The 15,225-nt window shown below is 58.0% G+C and carries 16 protein-coding genes; 9 read left to right on the forward strand and 7 right to left on the reverse strand.

What is annotated here, in order from left to right:
* Positions 1 to 36: 36 nt before the first annotated feature.
* The gene (gene gorA, locus HFD97_RS13760; RefSeq protein WP_009087879.1) at positions 37 to 1,389 is read right to left on the reverse strand and encodes a glutathione-disulfide reductase; all 1,353 of its coding nucleotides are present in this window, start codon (positions 1,387 to 1,389) and stop codon (positions 37 to 39) included.
* A gap of 127 nt (positions 1,390 to 1,516) precedes the next feature.
* Between gorA and rnz the strand changes: the two genes are divergently transcribed.
* On the forward strand, positions 1,517 to 2,428 hold the full coding sequence (rnz, locus tag HFD97_RS13765) for a ribonuclease Z (protein ID WP_058956939.1): 912 nt from the start codon (positions 1,517 to 1,519) through the stop codon (positions 2,426 to 2,428).
* On the opposite strand, the gene HFD97_RS13770 is transcribed toward rnz, so the two are convergent.
* Both HFD97_RS13770 and HFD97_RS13775 read right to left on the reverse strand, forming a co-directional pair.
* Positions 2,425 to 3,243 (reverse strand): CPBP family intramembrane glutamic endopeptidase, encoded by an 819-nt coding sequence (locus tag HFD97_RS13770; RefSeq protein WP_167432120.1) that lies wholly within the window; start codon positions 3,241 to 3,243, stop codon positions 2,425 to 2,427. The genes rnz and HFD97_RS13770 overlap by 4 nt on opposite strands.
* A gap of 14 nt (positions 3,244 to 3,257) precedes the next feature.
* Positions 3,258 to 4,100, reverse strand: a complete 843-nt coding sequence (locus HFD97_RS13775) for a 23S rRNA (adenine(2030)-N(6))-methyltransferase RlmJ (RefSeq protein WP_009087873.1) — start codon at positions 4,098 to 4,100, stop codon at positions 3,258 to 3,260.
* 112 nt (positions 4,101 to 4,212) lie between these two features.
* Between HFD97_RS13775 and HFD97_RS13780 the strand changes: the two genes are divergently transcribed.
* Genes HFD97_RS13780 through rsmJ form a run of 3 tightly spaced genes read left to right on the forward strand, consistent with a single transcriptional unit; the run spans position 4,213 to position 7,210 of the window.
* On the forward strand, positions 4,213 to 4,395 hold the full coding sequence (locus tag HFD97_RS13780; RefSeq protein ID WP_058956941.1) for a hypothetical protein: 183 nt from the start codon (positions 4,213 to 4,215) through the stop codon (positions 4,393 to 4,395).
* 11 nt (positions 4,396 to 4,406) lie between these two features.
* Positions 4,407 to 6,449: an oligopeptidase A gene (gene prlC / locus HFD97_RS13785; RefSeq protein WP_167432119.1), complete on the forward strand. Its 2,043-nt coding sequence runs from the start codon at positions 4,407 to 4,409 to the stop codon at positions 6,447 to 6,449.
* An 8-nt stretch (positions 6,450 to 6,457) separates the two neighbouring features.
* Entirely contained in the window at positions 6,458 to 7,210 is a 753-nt protein-coding gene (gene rsmJ / locus HFD97_RS13790) for a 16S rRNA (guanine(1516)-N(2))-methyltransferase RsmJ (RefSeq protein WP_046100774.1), read from the forward strand.
* 120 nt (positions 7,211 to 7,330) lie between these two features.
* Here rsmJ and HFD97_RS13795 read toward each other — a convergent pair whose 3' ends face one another.
* A complete protein-coding gene (locus HFD97_RS13795) occupies positions 7,331 to 7,573 on the reverse strand; it encodes a hypothetical protein (RefSeq protein WP_058956944.1) in 243 nt (80 codons plus the stop codon).
* A gap of 305 nt (positions 7,574 to 7,878) precedes the next feature.
* Positions 7,879 to 8,316 (reverse strand): universal stress protein UspA, encoded by a 438-nt coding sequence (gene uspA, locus HFD97_RS13800; RefSeq protein WP_009087866.1) that lies wholly within the window; start codon positions 8,314 to 8,316, stop codon positions 7,879 to 7,881.
* 413 nt (positions 8,317 to 8,729) lie between these two features.
* Here uspA and uspB point away from each other — a divergent pair, with 413 nt between their 5' ends.
* Complete coding sequence (uspB, locus tag HFD97_RS13805; RefSeq protein ID WP_009087864.1) at positions 8,730 to 9,065, forward strand: universal stress protein UspB; 336 nt, start codon at positions 8,730 to 8,732, stop codon at positions 9,063 to 9,065.
* Positions 9,066 to 9,113: 48 nt separating this feature from the next.
* Here uspB and pitA read toward each other — a convergent pair whose 3' ends face one another.
* Positions 9,114 to 10,616: an inorganic phosphate transporter PitA gene (gene pitA, locus HFD97_RS13810; RefSeq protein ID WP_009087862.1), complete on the reverse strand. Its 1,503-nt coding sequence runs from the start codon at positions 10,614 to 10,616 to the stop codon at positions 9,114 to 9,116.
* A gap of 243 nt (positions 10,617 to 10,859) precedes the next feature.
* Here pitA and HFD97_RS13815 point away from each other — a divergent pair, with 243 nt between their 5' ends.
* Positions 10,860 to 12,044, forward strand: a complete 1,185-nt coding sequence (locus HFD97_RS13815) for an NAD(P)/FAD-dependent oxidoreductase (RefSeq protein WP_009087861.1) — start codon at positions 10,860 to 10,862, stop codon at positions 12,042 to 12,044.
* A 7-nt stretch (positions 12,045 to 12,051) separates the two neighbouring features.
* Here the strand turns inward: HFD97_RS13815 and HFD97_RS13820 are convergent, their stop codons facing one another.
* Complete coding sequence (locus HFD97_RS13820; RefSeq protein ID WP_167432118.1) at positions 12,052 to 13,038, reverse strand: aldo/keto reductase; 987 nt, start codon at positions 13,036 to 13,038, stop codon at positions 12,052 to 12,054.
* 293 nt (positions 13,039 to 13,331) lie between these two features.
* On the opposite strand from HFD97_RS13820, the gene HFD97_RS13825 reads away from it, so the two are divergent.
* The 3 genes from HFD97_RS13825 to HFD97_RS13835 all read left to right on the forward strand — a co-directional run bounded on the left by HFD97_RS13825 (position 13,332) and on the right by HFD97_RS13835 (position 15,220).
* Entirely contained in the window at positions 13,332 to 13,529 is a 198-nt protein-coding gene (locus HFD97_RS13825; RefSeq protein ID WP_033736089.1) for a hypothetical protein, read from the forward strand.
* 1 nt (position 13,530) lies between these two features.
* Positions 13,531 to 14,358 carry a hypothetical protein gene (locus HFD97_RS13830; RefSeq protein WP_033736088.1) on the forward strand — a complete coding sequence of 276 codons (828 nt, stop codon included), beginning with the start codon at positions 13,531 to 13,533 and terminating at the stop codon, positions 14,356 to 14,358.
* 184 nt (positions 14,359 to 14,542) lie between these two features.
* Complete coding sequence (locus tag HFD97_RS13835; protein ID WP_167432117.1) at positions 14,543 to 15,220, forward strand: SDR family oxidoreductase; 678 nt, start codon at positions 14,543 to 14,545, stop codon at positions 15,218 to 15,220.
* Positions 15,221 to 15,225 lie beyond the last annotated feature (5 nt).

The raw sequence follows: 15,225 nt of genomic DNA on the forward strand, positions 1-15,225 counted from the left end.
AGCGGGTAACGGTCAGTCATGCGCAGGGGGAGATTGCTAGCGCATGGTCACAAACTCTTCCGCTGCGGTCGGGTGGATCGCCACGGTGTTGTCGAAGTCTTTCTTCGTCGCACCCATTTTCAGCGCCACGGCGAAGCCCTGCAGCATCTCATCCATGCCGAATCCGATACCGTGAATCCCGACAATCTTCTCATCGGCACCCACACAGACCAGCTTCATGCGGCACGGCTGACGGTGCTGCGTCACGGCGGTGTACATCGCCGTAAACGACGATTTGTAGACCTTCACCTGATCGTCGCCATACTGTTCACGCGCCTGCGGCTCTGTCAGACCGACGGTGCCAATCGGCGGATGGCTGAACACCACGGTCGGGACATTGCTGTAGTCGAGATGCTCGTCCGGCTTGTTGTTAAACAGGCGCTCAGAGAGGCGACGGCCCGCGGCCACCGCTACCGGGGTCAGTTCAACCGCACCGGTGTTATCGCCCACGGCGTAAACGCCTGACACATTGGTGTTCTGGAACTTATCGACGCGGATGTAGCCTTTCTCATCCAGCGCCACGCCCGCGGCCTGAATATTGAGATTGTCCGTTTCAGGCTCACGACCAATCGCCCAGACCAGGCAGTCCACGGTGTAGTCGCTGCCGTTTTCCAGCTGCAGCGTCAGGCTGCCATCTTCGTTTTTAATCACGGCTTTCGGAACGGCTTCGGTATGCAGCATCGGCCCTTCGCTGTTCATCACTTCTACCAGCGTCTCGCTGAGCAGGGGATCAAAGCTGCGCAGCGGCGCGTGTTTACGCACGAACAGATGGGTTTCCGATCCCAGCGCGTTCACCACACCGGCCAGCTCCACCGCGATGTAGCCCGCACCGATCACCGCGGTGCGCTTTGGCAGGGCGTCCAGCTCGAAGAAGCCGTCAGAATCAATACCGTACTCCGCACCCGGAATCGAAGGATGAACCGGGCGGCCGCCCGTGGCGATCAGAATGTGGCTGGCTGTGATAATCTCGCCGTTGACTTCCACGCTGTGCGCATCGACAAACCGGGCAAAGCCTTTGATCACTTCGACTTTGTTTTTGCCCAGCACGTTGTCATAGGAGTTGTGGATACGATCGATATAGGCGCTGCGGTTTTTGACCAGCGTGGCCCAGTCGAAACGATTCACGGTGGTGTCGAAGCCATAATCCGGCCCGTACAGATGGATAGCTTCGGCGATTTGCGCGGCGTGCCACATGATTTTCTTCGGCACACAACCTACGTTCACGCAGGTGCCGCCCAGCTCTTTGGCTTCAATCAGGGCACATTTCTGGCCATACATGGCCGCACGGTTAATTGAAGCGATGCCGCCGCTGCCGCCGCCAATGGCGAGATAGTCGAAATGTCGGGTCATTGAAGTATCCATCCGGTTGCATAAAAATTTGGGGTTGAGTGTAACGCTGTCGGTCGAAATGACGCAAAGATTGCGCCTATGATTGTAATAGGGTTCTGTTTTTTCATCGCTTTCAGGGAAGCATACCATGCACCTTACTTTTCTCGGCACCGGCGGCGGTGCGCCCAGCCTGCAACGCAACGTCACCGCCATCGCCTTCACCCGCGCACTGAGCGGGGAAACCTGGCTGTTCGACTGCGGCGAGGGCACGCAGTTACAGTTTATGCGCTCCAGCCTGAAACCGGGCAAGCTGGATAAGATTTTTATCACCCATCTGCATGGCGACCATATTTTTGGTCTGCCGGGGCTGCTCACCAGCCGCTCAATGGCCGGGTTAACCACCCCGATGACGGTCTATGGCCCGAAAGGCTTAAAGACTTTTGTTGAAACGGCGCTGGCGATCAGCGGCTCCTACACCGACTATCCGCTGAACATTGTTGAGATTGAGGCGGGCTGGACGCTGGATGATGGCGAGTTCCGGATCAGTGCATGGCCGCTGAACCATCCGGTTGCGTGTTTTGGCTATCGCATTGAGCAGCACGACAAACCCGGCCTGCTCGATGCCGCGCGGCTGAAAGCGGAAGGGGTTCCGCGCGGGCCATGGTTTCAGCAGCTGAAACAGGGGGAATGCGTGACGCTGGAAGATGGGCGGGTGGTCAATGGCGCGGATTATCTCGGCCCGTCGACGCCGGGCAAAAAGCTGGCCATCTTTGGCGATACGGCGCCGACCGATGTCGCGTTGCAGCTGGCGGCGGATGTTGACCTGATGGTGCATGAAACCACGCTGGAGGCGGCGATGGAGGAGAAAGCCAACGGACGCGGACACTCCACCACCCTGCAGGCGGCCGACGTGGCAAAGCGCGCCGGAGCCAAACGGCTGATCGCCACTCACTTCAGCTCCCGCTATCTGGCAAAGGATATGAGCCGCCTGCTGGCCGAGTGCCAGACGATTTTCCCCCGCACCGAGCTGGCGAGCGACCTGGCGGTCTTCACCGTCTAGTGTTGCAGCGCGGGATAGGTGAACAGCAGCAGATGGGTAAGATTCAGGGCTAAGTGCAGGAGGGTCGCCAGCCATAAGCGGCCGCTCCAGTGCCACGCCAGGCCGTACAATCCTCCCGCCAGGGTGGCAAAAATCACCAGCAGCACGCCGCCGGGGGCGTGCGCCAGTCCGAACAGCAGCGCGCTGAGCAGCAGCGCGGGCATCCCCCCCAGCGCCTCTCTCAGCCGCTGTTGCAGATAACCCCGGAACAGCGCCTCTTCGGCCAGCGAAACAAAGAAGAGATTCGCCAGCACAAACGCCCCCAGCCACGGCGGAAAGTGAGGCTCAATCGCCAGGCCGCCCGGCAGCACGGCGCTACCGAGCAGCAGCGGAACCGCGGCGATTAACGCCAGCGCACTGAGCCAGCGAAAGCGCGGCGGATGGGCAGGGGCGCGGAAGAGGGTGGGCAGCGCGGCCAGCAGCACAAAGGGAACCAGGGCTTTATCGAAGTTAAAGGAAAAACTGAAAGGCACGCTCTGCGCGCCAGCACGCACCTCATCAACCTGGCGGGGATTAGCAAAGCCAGGGAACAGATGGAGAAATAACCCCACGGCAATCACAACCAGCAGGGCTTCGCTGAGGCGGTGCCGCCGGGAAGGGGCCGGATGCCAGAGACGCAGCGCGACCAGCACCCCGGTGCCGGCCAGCAGCGGCAGCACCGGCCACGTCAGAACATGCTGATAGAACCCCACTCCGACGGCGAACGCTAACAGCAGGAGAGCCAGCCGTCGGGCGGGTTGCAGCGCGGCCAGCGCACCGGCCAGCAGGAGCCACATCAGGCCGGACGCACTTATTCAGGTACGATCTGGTTCACGACCGCGTGGCCGGTTCCGGCGGGCACCAGCTTCTGATGCAGCCACGGCAGCAGGGTTTCCATCTGTTGCGCCAGCTTCCACGGCGGGTTAATCACGATCATGCCGGAAGCGGTCATGCCGCGCTGATCGCTGTCGGGACGGGTCGCCAGTTCAATCTGCAGGATATTGCGGATACCGGTGGCTTCCAGATCGCGCAGCATGTGTTTGATCTGCTGACGTAACACCACCGGATACCACAGCGCAAAAACACCGGTGCTGAAACGCTTATGGCCTTCCTGAATGCCTTTCACCACCGCCTGATAATCGCTTTTCATCTCGTATGGCGGGTCGATCAGCACCAGACCACGACGCGACAGCGGGGGCAGCTTCGCTTTCAGCTGCTGATAGCCGTCGGCACGATCGACGCGCGCGCGCTTATCTTTGCTGAACTCGTTACGCAGCAGCGGGTAGTCGCTGGAGTGCAGTTCCGTAAGCTGCAGTTTGTCATCTTCACGCAGCAGGTGACGGGCAATCAGCGGCGAGCCGGGATAGTAGCGCAGCGTGCCACTGCGGTTCAGCGCAGCAATCGCATCAAAGTAGGGTTGCAGCAGTTCAGGCGCATCGGGCTGCTGCCAGATGCGGGAGATGCCTTCCAGATATTCGCCGGTACGCTCGGCGTGTTCACCGCTGAGCTGATAGCGGCCCGCGCCAGCGTGAGTATCCAGGTAGAAGAACGGTTTCTCTTTCTCTTTCAGCGCCGTAATGATCAGACTCAGCACGGTGTGCTTCAGTACGTCGGCGTGGTTGCCAGCATGGAAGCTATGGCGATAACTCAGCATTGTTTATCCTGTTGAATGTATAAGGTTTTAATCGATGGGAAATCAATTTGTACCAATTATTACCTCACGTATTACCCACAGAACGACGCACAGCACCCGACGCAGGAAAAGCATGAGAATCCGCGATTATATCAGGGATGGGCGGGCGATGTGCCAGAAGCGTGACAACAAATCGGGGCGCGCGATCCGGCGGTTTCTTCCTCACCTCATCCTGCCTGCCATTGATTTTCGCTACACTAAGCCGCATGTTATTGAGATTGCGTTGCGCGACCCGCTGCGCCCCATACATCCATAAAGGACTGCGCTATGACCAATCCGCTACTGACATCTTTTACGCTTCCCCCTTTTTCTGCCATCCAGCCTGAACATGTGGTGCCTGCCGTGACTGAAGTGCTCAGTCAGTGTCGCGCAGAAGTTGAAAAAGTCGTGGCGCACGGCGCGCCTTACACCTGGGATAACCTGGTTCAGCCGCTGGCTGAAACGGATGACCGACTGAGCCGTATCTTCTCGCCGGTCAGCCATCTCAATGCCGTGAAGAACAGCCCGGAGCTGCGCGAAGCCTATGAGCAGACGCTGCCGCTGCTGTCGGAGTACAGCACCTGGGTGGGTCAGCATGAGGGACTGTATCAGGCGTATCGCGACCTGAAAGAGGGCGATCAATACGCGACCCTGGATCTGGCGCAGAAGAAAGCGGTAGATAACGCCCTGCGCGATTTTGAGCTTTCCGGTATCGGTCTGCCGAAAGAGAAGCAGCAGCGCTATGGCGAAATCGCCGCGCGCCTCTCCGAGCTGGGCTCGGCGTACAGCAACAACGTGCTGGATGCCACCATGGGCTGGAGCAAACTGATCACCGACGAAAGTGAGCTGGCCGGTATGCCAGAAAGTGCGCTGGCGGCGGCGAAAGCGCAGGCCGAAGCCAAAGAGCAGGAGGGCTGGCTGCTGACGCTGGATATCCCAAGCTATCTGCCGGTGATGACTTACTGCGACAACGCGGCGCTGCGTGAAGAGATGTATCGCGCCTATGCGACACGCGCCTCCGATCAGGGGCCAAACGCCGGTAAATGGGATAACGGCCCGATCATGGCGGAAGAGCTGGCGCTGCGTCACGAGCTGGCACAGCTGCTGGGCTTTGACTCTTACGCCGACAAATCGCTGGCGACCAAAATGGCCCAGAGCCCGTCTCAGGTGATCGACTTCCTGAATGACCTGGCCGAACGCGCCCGTCCGCAGGGGGAAAAAGAGCTGGAGCAGCTGCGCGCCTTCGCGAAAAAAGAGCATGGCGTTGAAGAGCTGAATCCGTGGGATCTCACCTATTACGGGGAAAAGCAGAAGCAGCATCTCTATACCATCAGTGATGAGCAGCTGCGCCCATACTTCCCGGAAGCGCGTGCGGTCGCTGGCCTGTTTGAAGTGGTCAAACGCATCTACGGCATCAGTGCGAAGCAGCGTAACGACGTTGAGGTCTATCATCCTGACGTGAAGTTCTACGATCTGTTCGATGAAACCGGCGAACTGCGCGGCAGCTTCTATCTCGACCTCTATGCCCGCGAACACAAACGTGGCGGCGCCTGGATGGATGACTGCGTGGGTCAGATGCGTAAAGCCGATGGCACCCTGCAGAAGCCGGTCGCCTATCTGACCTGTAACTTTAACCGTCCGGTGAAGGGAAAACCTGCGCTCTTCACCCATGACGAAGTGATTACCCTGTTCCATGAGTTCGGTCACGGTCTGCACCACATGCTGACCCGCATCGAAGCGCCTGGCGTTTCCGGTATCAGCGGTGTGCCATGGGATGCGGTCGAACTGCCAAGCCAGTTTATGGAAAACTGGTGCTGGGAGCCGGATGCGCTGGCGTTTATCTCCGGTCATTTTGAGACCGGCGAACCGCTGCCGAAAGCCCTGCTGGATAAAATGCTGGCGGCGAAGAACTATCAGGCCGCACTGTTTATCCTGCGTCAGCTGGAGTTCGGCCTGTTCGATTTCCGTCTGCACACCGAATTCAACCCGGAAAAAGGCGCGCAGATTCTGGAAACCCTGCGTGAAGTGAAAAGCCGCGTGGCGGTGGTGCCGGGGCCGGAATGGGGCCGTTTCCCGCACGCCTTCAGCCACATCTTTGCGGGCGGCTATGCGGCAGGTTACTACAGCTATCTGTGGGCGGACGTGCTGGCGGCGGATGCCTATTCCCGTTTTGAAGAGGAGGGGATCTTCAACCGCGAAACCGGCCAGTCGTTCCTGGATAACATCCTGACGCGCGGCGGTTCGGAAGAGCCGATGGAGCTGTTTAAACGCTTCCGTGGCCGTGAGCCGCAGCTCGATGCGATGCTGGAACATTACGGCATTCAGGGATAAGTCGGTTCGTGAAAATCTGTTTGCTCGATGAATCAGGCGCCGGAGACGGCGCCTTGTCACGTTTAGCGCAGCGCTGGCAGCTGGAGCAGGATGACACCGCGCTGCTGGCGCTGGTGCAGACCGCGACCCACCTTGAACTGCGAAAGCGGGATGAGCCAAAGCTGGGCGGTATTTTTGTTGATTTCGTCACCGGCGCCATGGCCCATCGCCGTCGTTTCGGTGGAGGACGCGGTGAAGCCGTCGCCAAAGCGGTCGGCATCAAAGGCAGTTATCTGCCGGATGTGGTTGATGCGACCGCCGGTCTGGGACGCGATGCGTTTGTGCTGGCGGCGCTGGGCTGCCGGGTACGGATGCTGGAGCGCCATCCGGTGGTGGCAGCACTGCTGGAAGATGGTCTGCAGCGTGGCTATCAGGATGCGGAAATCGGTCCCTGGCTGCGCGAGCGGCTGACGCTGATTCATGCGGCCAGTGCCCAGGCACTGGGTGATATCACGCCACCACCTGACGTCGTTTATCTCGATCCGATGTATCCCCATCGCCAGAAAAGTGCGCTGGTGAAAAAGGAGATGCGGGTCTTTCAGTCGCTGGTGGGGCCGGATGAGGATGCGGATGCGTTACTGGAACCTGCCCGCCGGCTGGCAAGAAAACGCATTGTGGTAAAACGGCCAGACTATGCGCCGCCGCTGGCGGGTGTGGTGACGCAGGCCGCCGTAGTGACTAAAAGCCATCGCTTTGATATTTATCCTCCGCTCAGCGAATAACGTATGTCAGCGCGAGTGGCTGTTTCGTTTTCTGTTTTTGCTTAAAGAGCATGCCTGATAACGTTTCAGGCATGCTTCAGCCTCTCCTGTTTGCGCAATCGTACAAACAGGGTAAATAAATCAGGCCGATATTGTCGTCAGGAAGCCGGAAAAGGCGGTCAGAAAGCTTTTGGCCACGTTCAGGCCGAGGGCTCTGAAGGTCAGACTCAGTCGCTCTCCGAATGTGGTGCTTTCCTTCAGCGACGTCAGGGTGCTGTCCAGTAAGCCCGAAACGTCGGTCAGTGCGCTGTTCACGTCACCCAGAAATTCAGGCAGGCCAGCACCGCTTACCGCCGCAATTTCTTTCTCGTTAATTTCTCTCATTGTTAATGTCCTTATTGATTAAATAGATCAGCTTATCTTTTTCCTGCTCTCTCTGATGTAAACAGATCGGAGAGCAGGCGAAAGATAGCGAATGGGAAAAAGGTTGCCCATAGTAAAATTGTGATAAACAGCGCGCTGCATGTAATAAAACGATTCGCATTAGCGAATCAATAATTCATTAATGTAACGCCGGTTTTAATATGATGTTCAGATAAGCGGAACGAAGCGGATAAATGCGGGGGCCGGGCCGAACCTGAAAGAGACGGCAGAGAAAAGCCGGCTGACGCCGGCTTTCAGAAAAGGATTTATTCGTCGTCGGCATCGCGCAGCGGCACAATCAGCATATCGATGTGTACGGTGTTGATGAGCTGGCGGGCCGAAGACATCAGCTTGCTCCAGAAATCCTGATGATGACCGCAGACCACCAGGTCGACGTCATACTTCTTAATGGCATCGACCAGAACCTGACCCAGGTCGCCGCTGCCGCTCAGGGTTTCACTGATCGGATAACCGGCCGCCTCTGATAACCCTTTCAGGGCAGTGTGGGTCTCTTCCGAGATACGCTTCTGCATATCTCCCAGGTTAACGTCGATCAGACCGGTGTAAAGGTCGGAGTAGTTCACGTCGACGTGAATCAGGGAAATGCGGGCATCGTACGGGCGAGCCAGCGAAACGGCCTTATCCACCAGTAACTGACTTTCGGGGGAAAGGTCTACTGCAATCAGGATATGTTTATAAGCCATGATAAAACTCCTTTCGCGAGATTAAGGATGGCATCCGGTGTTCCTGCCGCGTCACAGCTGAGCGAAATCCCTTGCGCGAGCGGGCGATGAGCGCCACCAAAGTGTCTGCCTGCGTTGCAGGTGATGTAGTTATGCCCTGAGTATAGTCTTCTCTCACCGTAAATGCTGTGGTTGCCGTCTGGCTTGTGAATAAGATCAAGGCTGTGCCGGATTTACTCGCGCCGAACGAAAATCATCGTTGGAAAAAACGTAAAGATTTCTCCTACACTGAAAAAAGGCGGTCCGATTCGCAGCCGCTCAGGGGGTCGAAAACTTTCGCAGTCCGGTGATTCAGTGGCTGGTGATGACGGCAGGTTTGCTCAGGGATTTATCGCTGGGTCAGCGACTGCGCCGCCAGTCGGGAGGGGGAGAATATGATCAGCACGGTTGCGCTTTTCTGGGCGCTTTGTGTGGTATGTATCGTAAATATGGCGCGCTATTTTTCATCTCTGCGCGCACTGCTGGCGGTATTACGGGGGTGCGATCCACTGCTCTATCAGTATGTCGACGGCGCGGGCTTTTTTACCTCTCACGGTCAGCCGAGCAAGCAGGTGAGGCTGGTGACCTATATCTGGGCTAAGCGCTATCTCGACCATCATGACGATGAGTTTATCCGGCGCTGCGAGCGGGTGCGGGGACAGTTTATTCTGACCAGCGCGCTGTGCGGACTGGTCATTATCAGCCTGGTGGCGCTGGCGATCTGGCATTAAAAAGGGCGACCGGAGTCGCCCTTTTTAGCTGGTATTACACCAGTTGCATTACACCAGTTTTAACGCAATCCAGTAGAGCGAACCTGACAGCACAATACAGACCGGCAGGGTAAAGACCCACGCCATCGCGATGTTCTTGATGGTCCGGCTCTGCAATCCGCCACCGTCAACCAGCATGGTACCGGCCACGGATGAGGAGAGGATGTGCGTGGTCGAAACCGGCATTCCGGTGTAGCTGGCGACGCCAATCGACAGCGCGGCCGTCACCTGAGCTGACATGCCCTGCGCGTAGGTCATGCCTTTTTTACCGATTTTTTCACCAATGGTGGTGGCCACACGACGCCAGCCAATCATGGTGCCGGTACCCAGCGCCAGCGCCACAGCCATGATGATCCAGATCGGCGCATACTCGATGGTGCCGAGCAGGTCGCTTTTCAGCTTGCCCAGGAAGCGTTTGTCATCGGGCGTGGTCTCCGGCAGTTTCGCCGCCTTGTCAGCAGTGTCGGAGATGCAGAGCAGCAGACGACGCATCTGACCGCGCTGTTCAACCGTCAGCTGATCGTAGCTCTGCAGGTTATTCAGCAGTCCCTGAGCACGCTGAACCGCCTGCAGCGCGCGGGCGCTGTCACAGTGGAACTCCTGCGGGCTGGTGGCCGGTACTTCTTCCGGTGTCGGCAGTTTTGGCGGTGCCATCTGGATGATATGCGTCAGCGAGGCGCTATGCTGCTGATAATATTGCTCCAGGTGATTGACCGCATCGCGGGTGCGCGTGATGTCGTAACCGGAGGCATTCATGTTGACCACGAACCCCGCCGGAGCCACACCAATCAGGACCAGCATGATCAGACCAATGCCTTTCTGGCCGTCGTTTGCCCCGTGCGAGTAGCTGACACCGATTGCCGATACAATCAGTGCAATACGGGTCCAGAACGGCGGCTTCTTCTTGCCGTCGATCTTCTCACGGTCAGCAGGCGTCATATGAATACGCGCACGCTTTTTCGTGCTGCTCCAGTAGCGGCGCAGAATAAAGATTAAGCCACCCGCAATCACCAGGCCGATGATCGGCGACAGGATCAGAGAAAGGAAGATATTCAGCACTTTCGGGATGTTGAGGGCATCAACGACCGAGGTGCCGCTCATCAGGGCGTTGGTCAGACCGATACCGATAATGGCGCCGATCAGCGTATGGGAGCTGGAGGCTGGCAGACCGAGATACCAGGTGCCGAGGTTCCAGATAATCGCCGCCAGCAGCATAGAAAACACCATGGCGAGACCGTGTGCCGATCCCACATTTAACAGCAGGTCGGTGGGAAGCATATGAACAATAGCGTAAGCGACACTCAATCCACCGAGCAGCACGCCAAGGAAGTTGAATACGCCTGCCATGACCACAGCAAGCTGGGCACGCATGGCACGGGTATAGATGACCGTCGCAACCGCGTTGGCCGTGTCGTGGAAACCGTTGATCGCTTCGTAAAACAATACAAACAGCAGGGCAAGAACCAATAACAGACTCGTACTGAGGTCTAGACCAGCAAACAGATGTAGCATAAACGTTACGCCATTTTTGGAGGACATGAACGCGGCGCATTATCCGCGACAACGTGCTGTATGGGAAAGGAAAATATAGCCCTAATTTGACCTTTCGTTGTAAGCCTGACGCGTAAGTCAGCGAAAAAGGGTTAGATATTAAGCAGATACATTATGACACATTTACGGCAATTTTTTGACGCTGGCGTCTCAGTGAGCAGATCACTACAATCTGCGCCTTTCCTGTTATATGAGTGAGCTGCAGTGGAACAGTTTGACGTTATCATCATTGGTGCCGGGGCCGCAGGCCTGTTCTGTGCCGCCCAGGCCGGACAGCGGGGACGCCGCGTATTACTGCTGGATAATGGCAAGAAGCCGGGCCGCAAAATTCTGATGTCTGGCGGCGGGCGCTGCAACTTCACCAATCTCTACACGGAACCGGCGGCTTATCTGTCGCACAATCCCCACTTCTGCAAGTCGGCGCTGGCCAGATATACCCAGTGGGATTTCATCGATCTGGTTAATCGCCACGGCATCGCCTGGCACGAGAAAACCCTGGGCCAGCTCTTCTGCGACGACTCTGCGCAGCAGATTGTCGATCTGCTGATGGCCGAGTGTGACAGGGGCAATGTCACTCTGCGGCTGCGCAGTGAAGTGCTCAGCGTCACGCGCGATGAGCGCGGTTATACGCTGCAACTCAACGGCAGCACGGTGCAGGCTGAAAAGCTGGTGATCGCCAGCGGCGGCCTGTCGATGCCGGGTCTGGGTGCCTCGCCGTTTGGCTACAAAATTGCGGAGCAGTTCGGGCTGAGCGTCTTCCCGACGCGGGCCGCACTGGTGCCCTTTACCCTGCATAAACCGTTGCTGGAGCAGTTGCAGACGCTCTCTGGCGTCGCGCTGGACACCACCATCGATGCCGAGGATGGTACCCGCTTTAAAGAGGCGATGCTCTTCACCCATCGCGGGCTATCCGGCCCGGCGGTGTTGCAGATCTCCAGCTACTGGCAGCCGGGTGAGTTCGTGACGGTCGATCTGTCGCCCGCCACCCCGCTGGCACCGTTTCTGACGGCGCAGCGCGACGCCCATCCTAACCTCAGCCTGAAAAACAGTCTGGCCAAAATCCTGCCGAAACGGCTGGTGGAAGTGCTGCAGGCGCTGAACGTGGTGCCGGATGTCACGCTGAAGCAGCTCAACAGCCGACAGCAAACGGAACTGGCGCAGACCCTGCACGCCTGGCGCATCCAGCCAAACGGCACCGAGGGATATCGCACCGCCGAAGTGACGCTGGGCGGCGTGGACACCACGCAGCTCTCCTCAAAAACCATGGAGGCGCGCGCGGTGCCGGGACTCTACTTTATTGGTGAAGTGGCGGACGTGACCGGCTGGCTGGGGGGATATAACTTCCAGTGGGCCTGGAGTTCCGCCTGGGCCTGCGCCCAGGCGTTGTAACGCCCGTTTACCAGCGCTGATGCACGTGGGGCGCGATCTTCTCCTGATAGAGCTGCTTCAGCGCCGCCATCGTTTCCGCAGAGAGCGCGTCAACGCCGCTGGCACGCGCATTTGCTTCCGCCTGCTCGCGGTTTTTCGCACCGGGAATGACCACGCTGACATCGTCGTTCATCAGGATCCAGCGCAGCGCGAACAGGGCCATCGTGATGTCGCCCGGAACAAAGCGGCGAATCTCCTCAACCGCCTCCAGCGCCACCTCATAAGGCACGCCGGAAAAGGTCTCTCCTTTATCAAACGCTTCGCCATGACGGTTAAAAGTGCGGTGATCGTCAGCGGCAAACACGCTGTCGGCATGCATTTTGCCGGTCAGCAGGCCTGATGCCAGCGGCACACGGGCGATGATAGCCACATCACGGCTTTTCGCCTCATGCAAAAGCCGTTCAGCCGGACGCTGGCGGAAAATGTTGTAAATCAGCTGAATGGACGCGACGTTGGGAAACTCCAGCGCCTTCAGACCCTCTTCGACTTTCTCAACGGATACGCCGTAGTGACGGATTTTTCCGGCGGCCACCATCTCATCCATCACCGCAAACACCTCCGGGCTGTAATAGACCTCGGTGGGCGGGCAGTGCAGCTGGACCAGATCCAGCGTGTCGGTTTGCAGATTGTCCCGCGAGCGGTCAATGAAATCGTTGAGGTTTTTCGCATTGTAGCCTTCAGCCACATGGGGAGAGAGGCGCCGCCCCAGCTTGGTAGCCACGAAAGGGCGTTCGCCGCCGCGCTGTTTCAGCACTTCGGCAATGATTTTTTCAGAGCGGCCATCGCCATAGACGTCGGCGGTATCGATAAAGGTGACGCCCGCATCCAGCGCGGCATGGAGTGCGGCTCTGGCATCTTCCAGGCTGACCTCTCCCCAGGTTCCGCCGATAGCCCAGGCGCCAAAGCCAATTTCAGAGACGCGCTGACCGGTACGGCCCAGTGTTCGTAGTTTCATGCAAACTTTCCTCGATGCGTTTCAGACAGGGTAAGAGTACGCGGATGACCCTTGAGCTTAGTCTTTCCTGGCCGGGAGAGCGCGCCGCGTCCCCGCAGCTCAATCCAACAGAACAGGAGGCGTCTGCGACGCCAGGCCGCTGGTAACGTTGAGGTTTTCAGGAAAAAATCGCCGGAAACAACGCCTTACCGCTTCGCTAATTAGCTGATTTTAAGAAATTTCCCCTGAAATTAATTGGGCGAGAGTGTGGATTCAGTCACATACTTCTTTTTTTGACTCACAAGTGGATCGCTATGTTCAGGTTTATTAAGTCGGTCTTTGCCAGTCCCGAGAAATTTCTGCAGATCATGACCCGCCAGGATATCAACGACTCGATTGCCGAAGGTGAACGCATCATCATTGATGAGAACGGCAATATCTCGGTCAACACGCTGAGCGAGGAAGTCCACGAAGATTTTTCCCGCCATGTGAACGCGTTAAAGGGAGTCTGAGGTGGGTACCGCAATATTCATGGTCCTGATGGTGAGTGGTTACTGGTACACCAGCCGCGATCTCAACAGCCGTTTTAAAATCCGCCGCTCATCAGGCTGGGACGTCTATTTCCTGGTCGCGCTGTATGGCTGTATTTTTGTCCTGCAGGGGGTCTTTGCCACCGGCCTTGTCTGGCTGCTGCTGCTGGGCATCTCCGCGCTGGCAAATGCTGTTCAGGTTATACCGGGCGCCCATCTGAAGTGGCAGGTGGAGTTCATGAACTGGAGCTTTCTCGGCATCCAGGCTCCGGTCGTCATTATGCTGGCCTTCGCGATCCTGCTCTGTCTCTACCGCTCCAACTGGGCGGGCAGCGCACGGCTGAACGTTTCAGGCCGTAAAGATCTCTATCAGCGGCTCTCCCGATCTAACGGCGTGGAGCAACTGCTGTTTCAGTGCATGGAAGAGGGTGAACTGGCGTGGATCACGCTGAAGTCCCGCCGCATCTACATTGGCATGGTTCACGCCTCCACGTTCGAATATGAGAGCACCAAAAACATTGTGCTGATTCCGATGCTGAGCGGCTATCGCGACAGCAAGACGCTGAAGCTGGCGGTGGAGCACAACTACAGCAAATGGTATGCCGAGCATGGCATTACGCTCGACTCGACACCCAAAGATGCGATGTCGTTTCGTAAGGTGATCATGGTTGACCAGATTGAAAGCCTGTCACTGTTCGATCCGGCCAGCGCCACGGCGCTCTCAATGGGCCATCCCCAGGAAGTGGAGAAGAGCCAGGGGAACGAGAACGGCGACAGTCCGGATGATAAAAGCCGGGACACGCAGGGATAATCAAAACCCGCTCCTTTCCCTTCATCAGGCGCGCTCATCAGGCGCCTGAAACCTGCCTTCATCCCCTCTGCCAGCAGCAAAAAAGTTACCTGACGTGCGGTGGCCCGGCGAAAAAGCACGGCGGGCCGCGCTCTGCGCCGATTTGCCGTTAAGCTTGTGATGAGACCACTAACGAGGAGTGAATATGGCTCAGCAAAATAAGGTACTGATTATCGGCGCCTCACGCGGTATCGGCCTGGCGGTGGCGCAGGCGTTCGCCGGGCAGGGCTGGCAGGTCACGGCCACCCATCGCAGCGGCATCCCGGCGCAGGGCAACCGGCCCGAAATCCGCTGGCACGCGCTGGATATGACCCAGGCGTCAGCGGTGGAAGAGCTGGCTGGCCAGCTCACCGGTGAGGGGTTCGATGCCATTCTGATTAATGCCGGCATTTCCGGGCCGTCGCACCAGACCCTGTCGCAGAGTGACGATCAGGAACTGGCGCAGCTCTTCCTGACCAATGCCATCGCGCCGGTACGCAGCGCAGAGAGATTACTGCCACTGCTGAAGCCGAGTGGTGTGCTGGCACTGACCTCCTCCCAGCTCGGCAGCCTGAATGAAAACCCGGATGCGCAGATGCCGATTTATGCCGCCAGCAAAGCGGCACTCAACATGTTAAGCCGCACCCTGACCACTGCGGTGGACGCGCAGGGCGGAACGCTGCTGACGCTGCATCCCGGCTGGGTAAAAACCGACATGGGTGGCGAAAGCGCGCCCCTGACGGCAGAAGAGAGCGCAGAAGGTATCGTCCGGCAGCTGACCCACTGGCGCGGTCGTGGAGGACATCACTACGTCGATTACGCCGGCCAGTCATTGCAGTGGTAAGCCGC

Origin of the sequence: Pantoea sp. EKM103V (genome assembly GCF_011800365.1) — a bacterium.
GTDB classification, from domain to species: Bacteria; Pseudomonadota; Gammaproteobacteria; order Enterobacterales; family Enterobacteriaceae; genus Pantoea; species Pantoea anthophila.

Excerpts from the sequence above, each read along its gene's own strand:
- gorA (WP_009087879.1), bottom strand. The coding sequence starts at position 1,389 with ATGACCCGACATTTCGACTATCTCGCCATTGGCGGCGGCAGCGGCGGC.
- rnz (WP_058956939.1), top strand. The coding sequence starts at position 1,517 with ATGCACCTTACTTTTCTCGGCACCGGCGGCGGTGCGCCCAGCCTGCAA.
- HFD97_RS13770 (WP_167432120.1), bottom strand. The coding sequence starts at position 3,243 with ATGTGGCTCCTGCTGGCCGGTGCGCTGGCCGCGCTGCAACCCGCCCGA.
- HFD97_RS13775 (WP_009087873.1), bottom strand. The coding sequence starts at position 4,100 with ATGCTGAGTTATCGCCATAGCTTCCATGCTGGCAACCACGCCGACGTA.
- HFD97_RS13780 (WP_058956941.1), top strand. The coding sequence starts at position 4,213 with ATGAGAATCCGCGATTATATCAGGGATGGGCGGGCGATGTGCCAGAAG.
- prlC (WP_167432119.1), top strand. The coding sequence starts at position 4,407 with ATGACCAATCCGCTACTGACATCTTTTACGCTTCCCCCTTTTTCTGCC.
- HFD97_RS13795 (WP_058956944.1), bottom strand. The coding sequence starts at position 7,573 with ATGAGAGAAATTAACGAGAAAGAAATTGCGGCGGTAAGCGGTGCTGGC.
- uspA (WP_009087866.1), bottom strand. The coding sequence starts at position 8,316 with ATGGCTTATAAACATATCCTGATTGCAGTAGACCTTTCCCCCGAAAGT.
- uspB (WP_009087864.1), top strand. The coding sequence starts at position 8,730 with ATGATCAGCACGGTTGCGCTTTTCTGGGCGCTTTGTGTGGTATGTATC.
- pitA (WP_009087862.1), bottom strand. The coding sequence starts at position 10,616 with ATGCTACATCTGTTTGCTGGTCTAGACCTCAGTACGAGTCTGTTATTG.
- HFD97_RS13820 (WP_167432118.1), bottom strand. The coding sequence starts at position 13,038 with ATGAAACTACGAACACTGGGCCGTACCGGTCAGCGCGTCTCTGAAATT.
- HFD97_RS13825 (WP_033736089.1), top strand. The coding sequence starts at position 13,332 with ATGTTCAGGTTTATTAAGTCGGTCTTTGCCAGTCCCGAGAAATTTCTG.
- HFD97_RS13835 (WP_167432117.1), top strand. The coding sequence starts at position 14,543 with ATGGCTCAGCAAAATAAGGTACTGATTATCGGCGCCTCACGCGGTATC.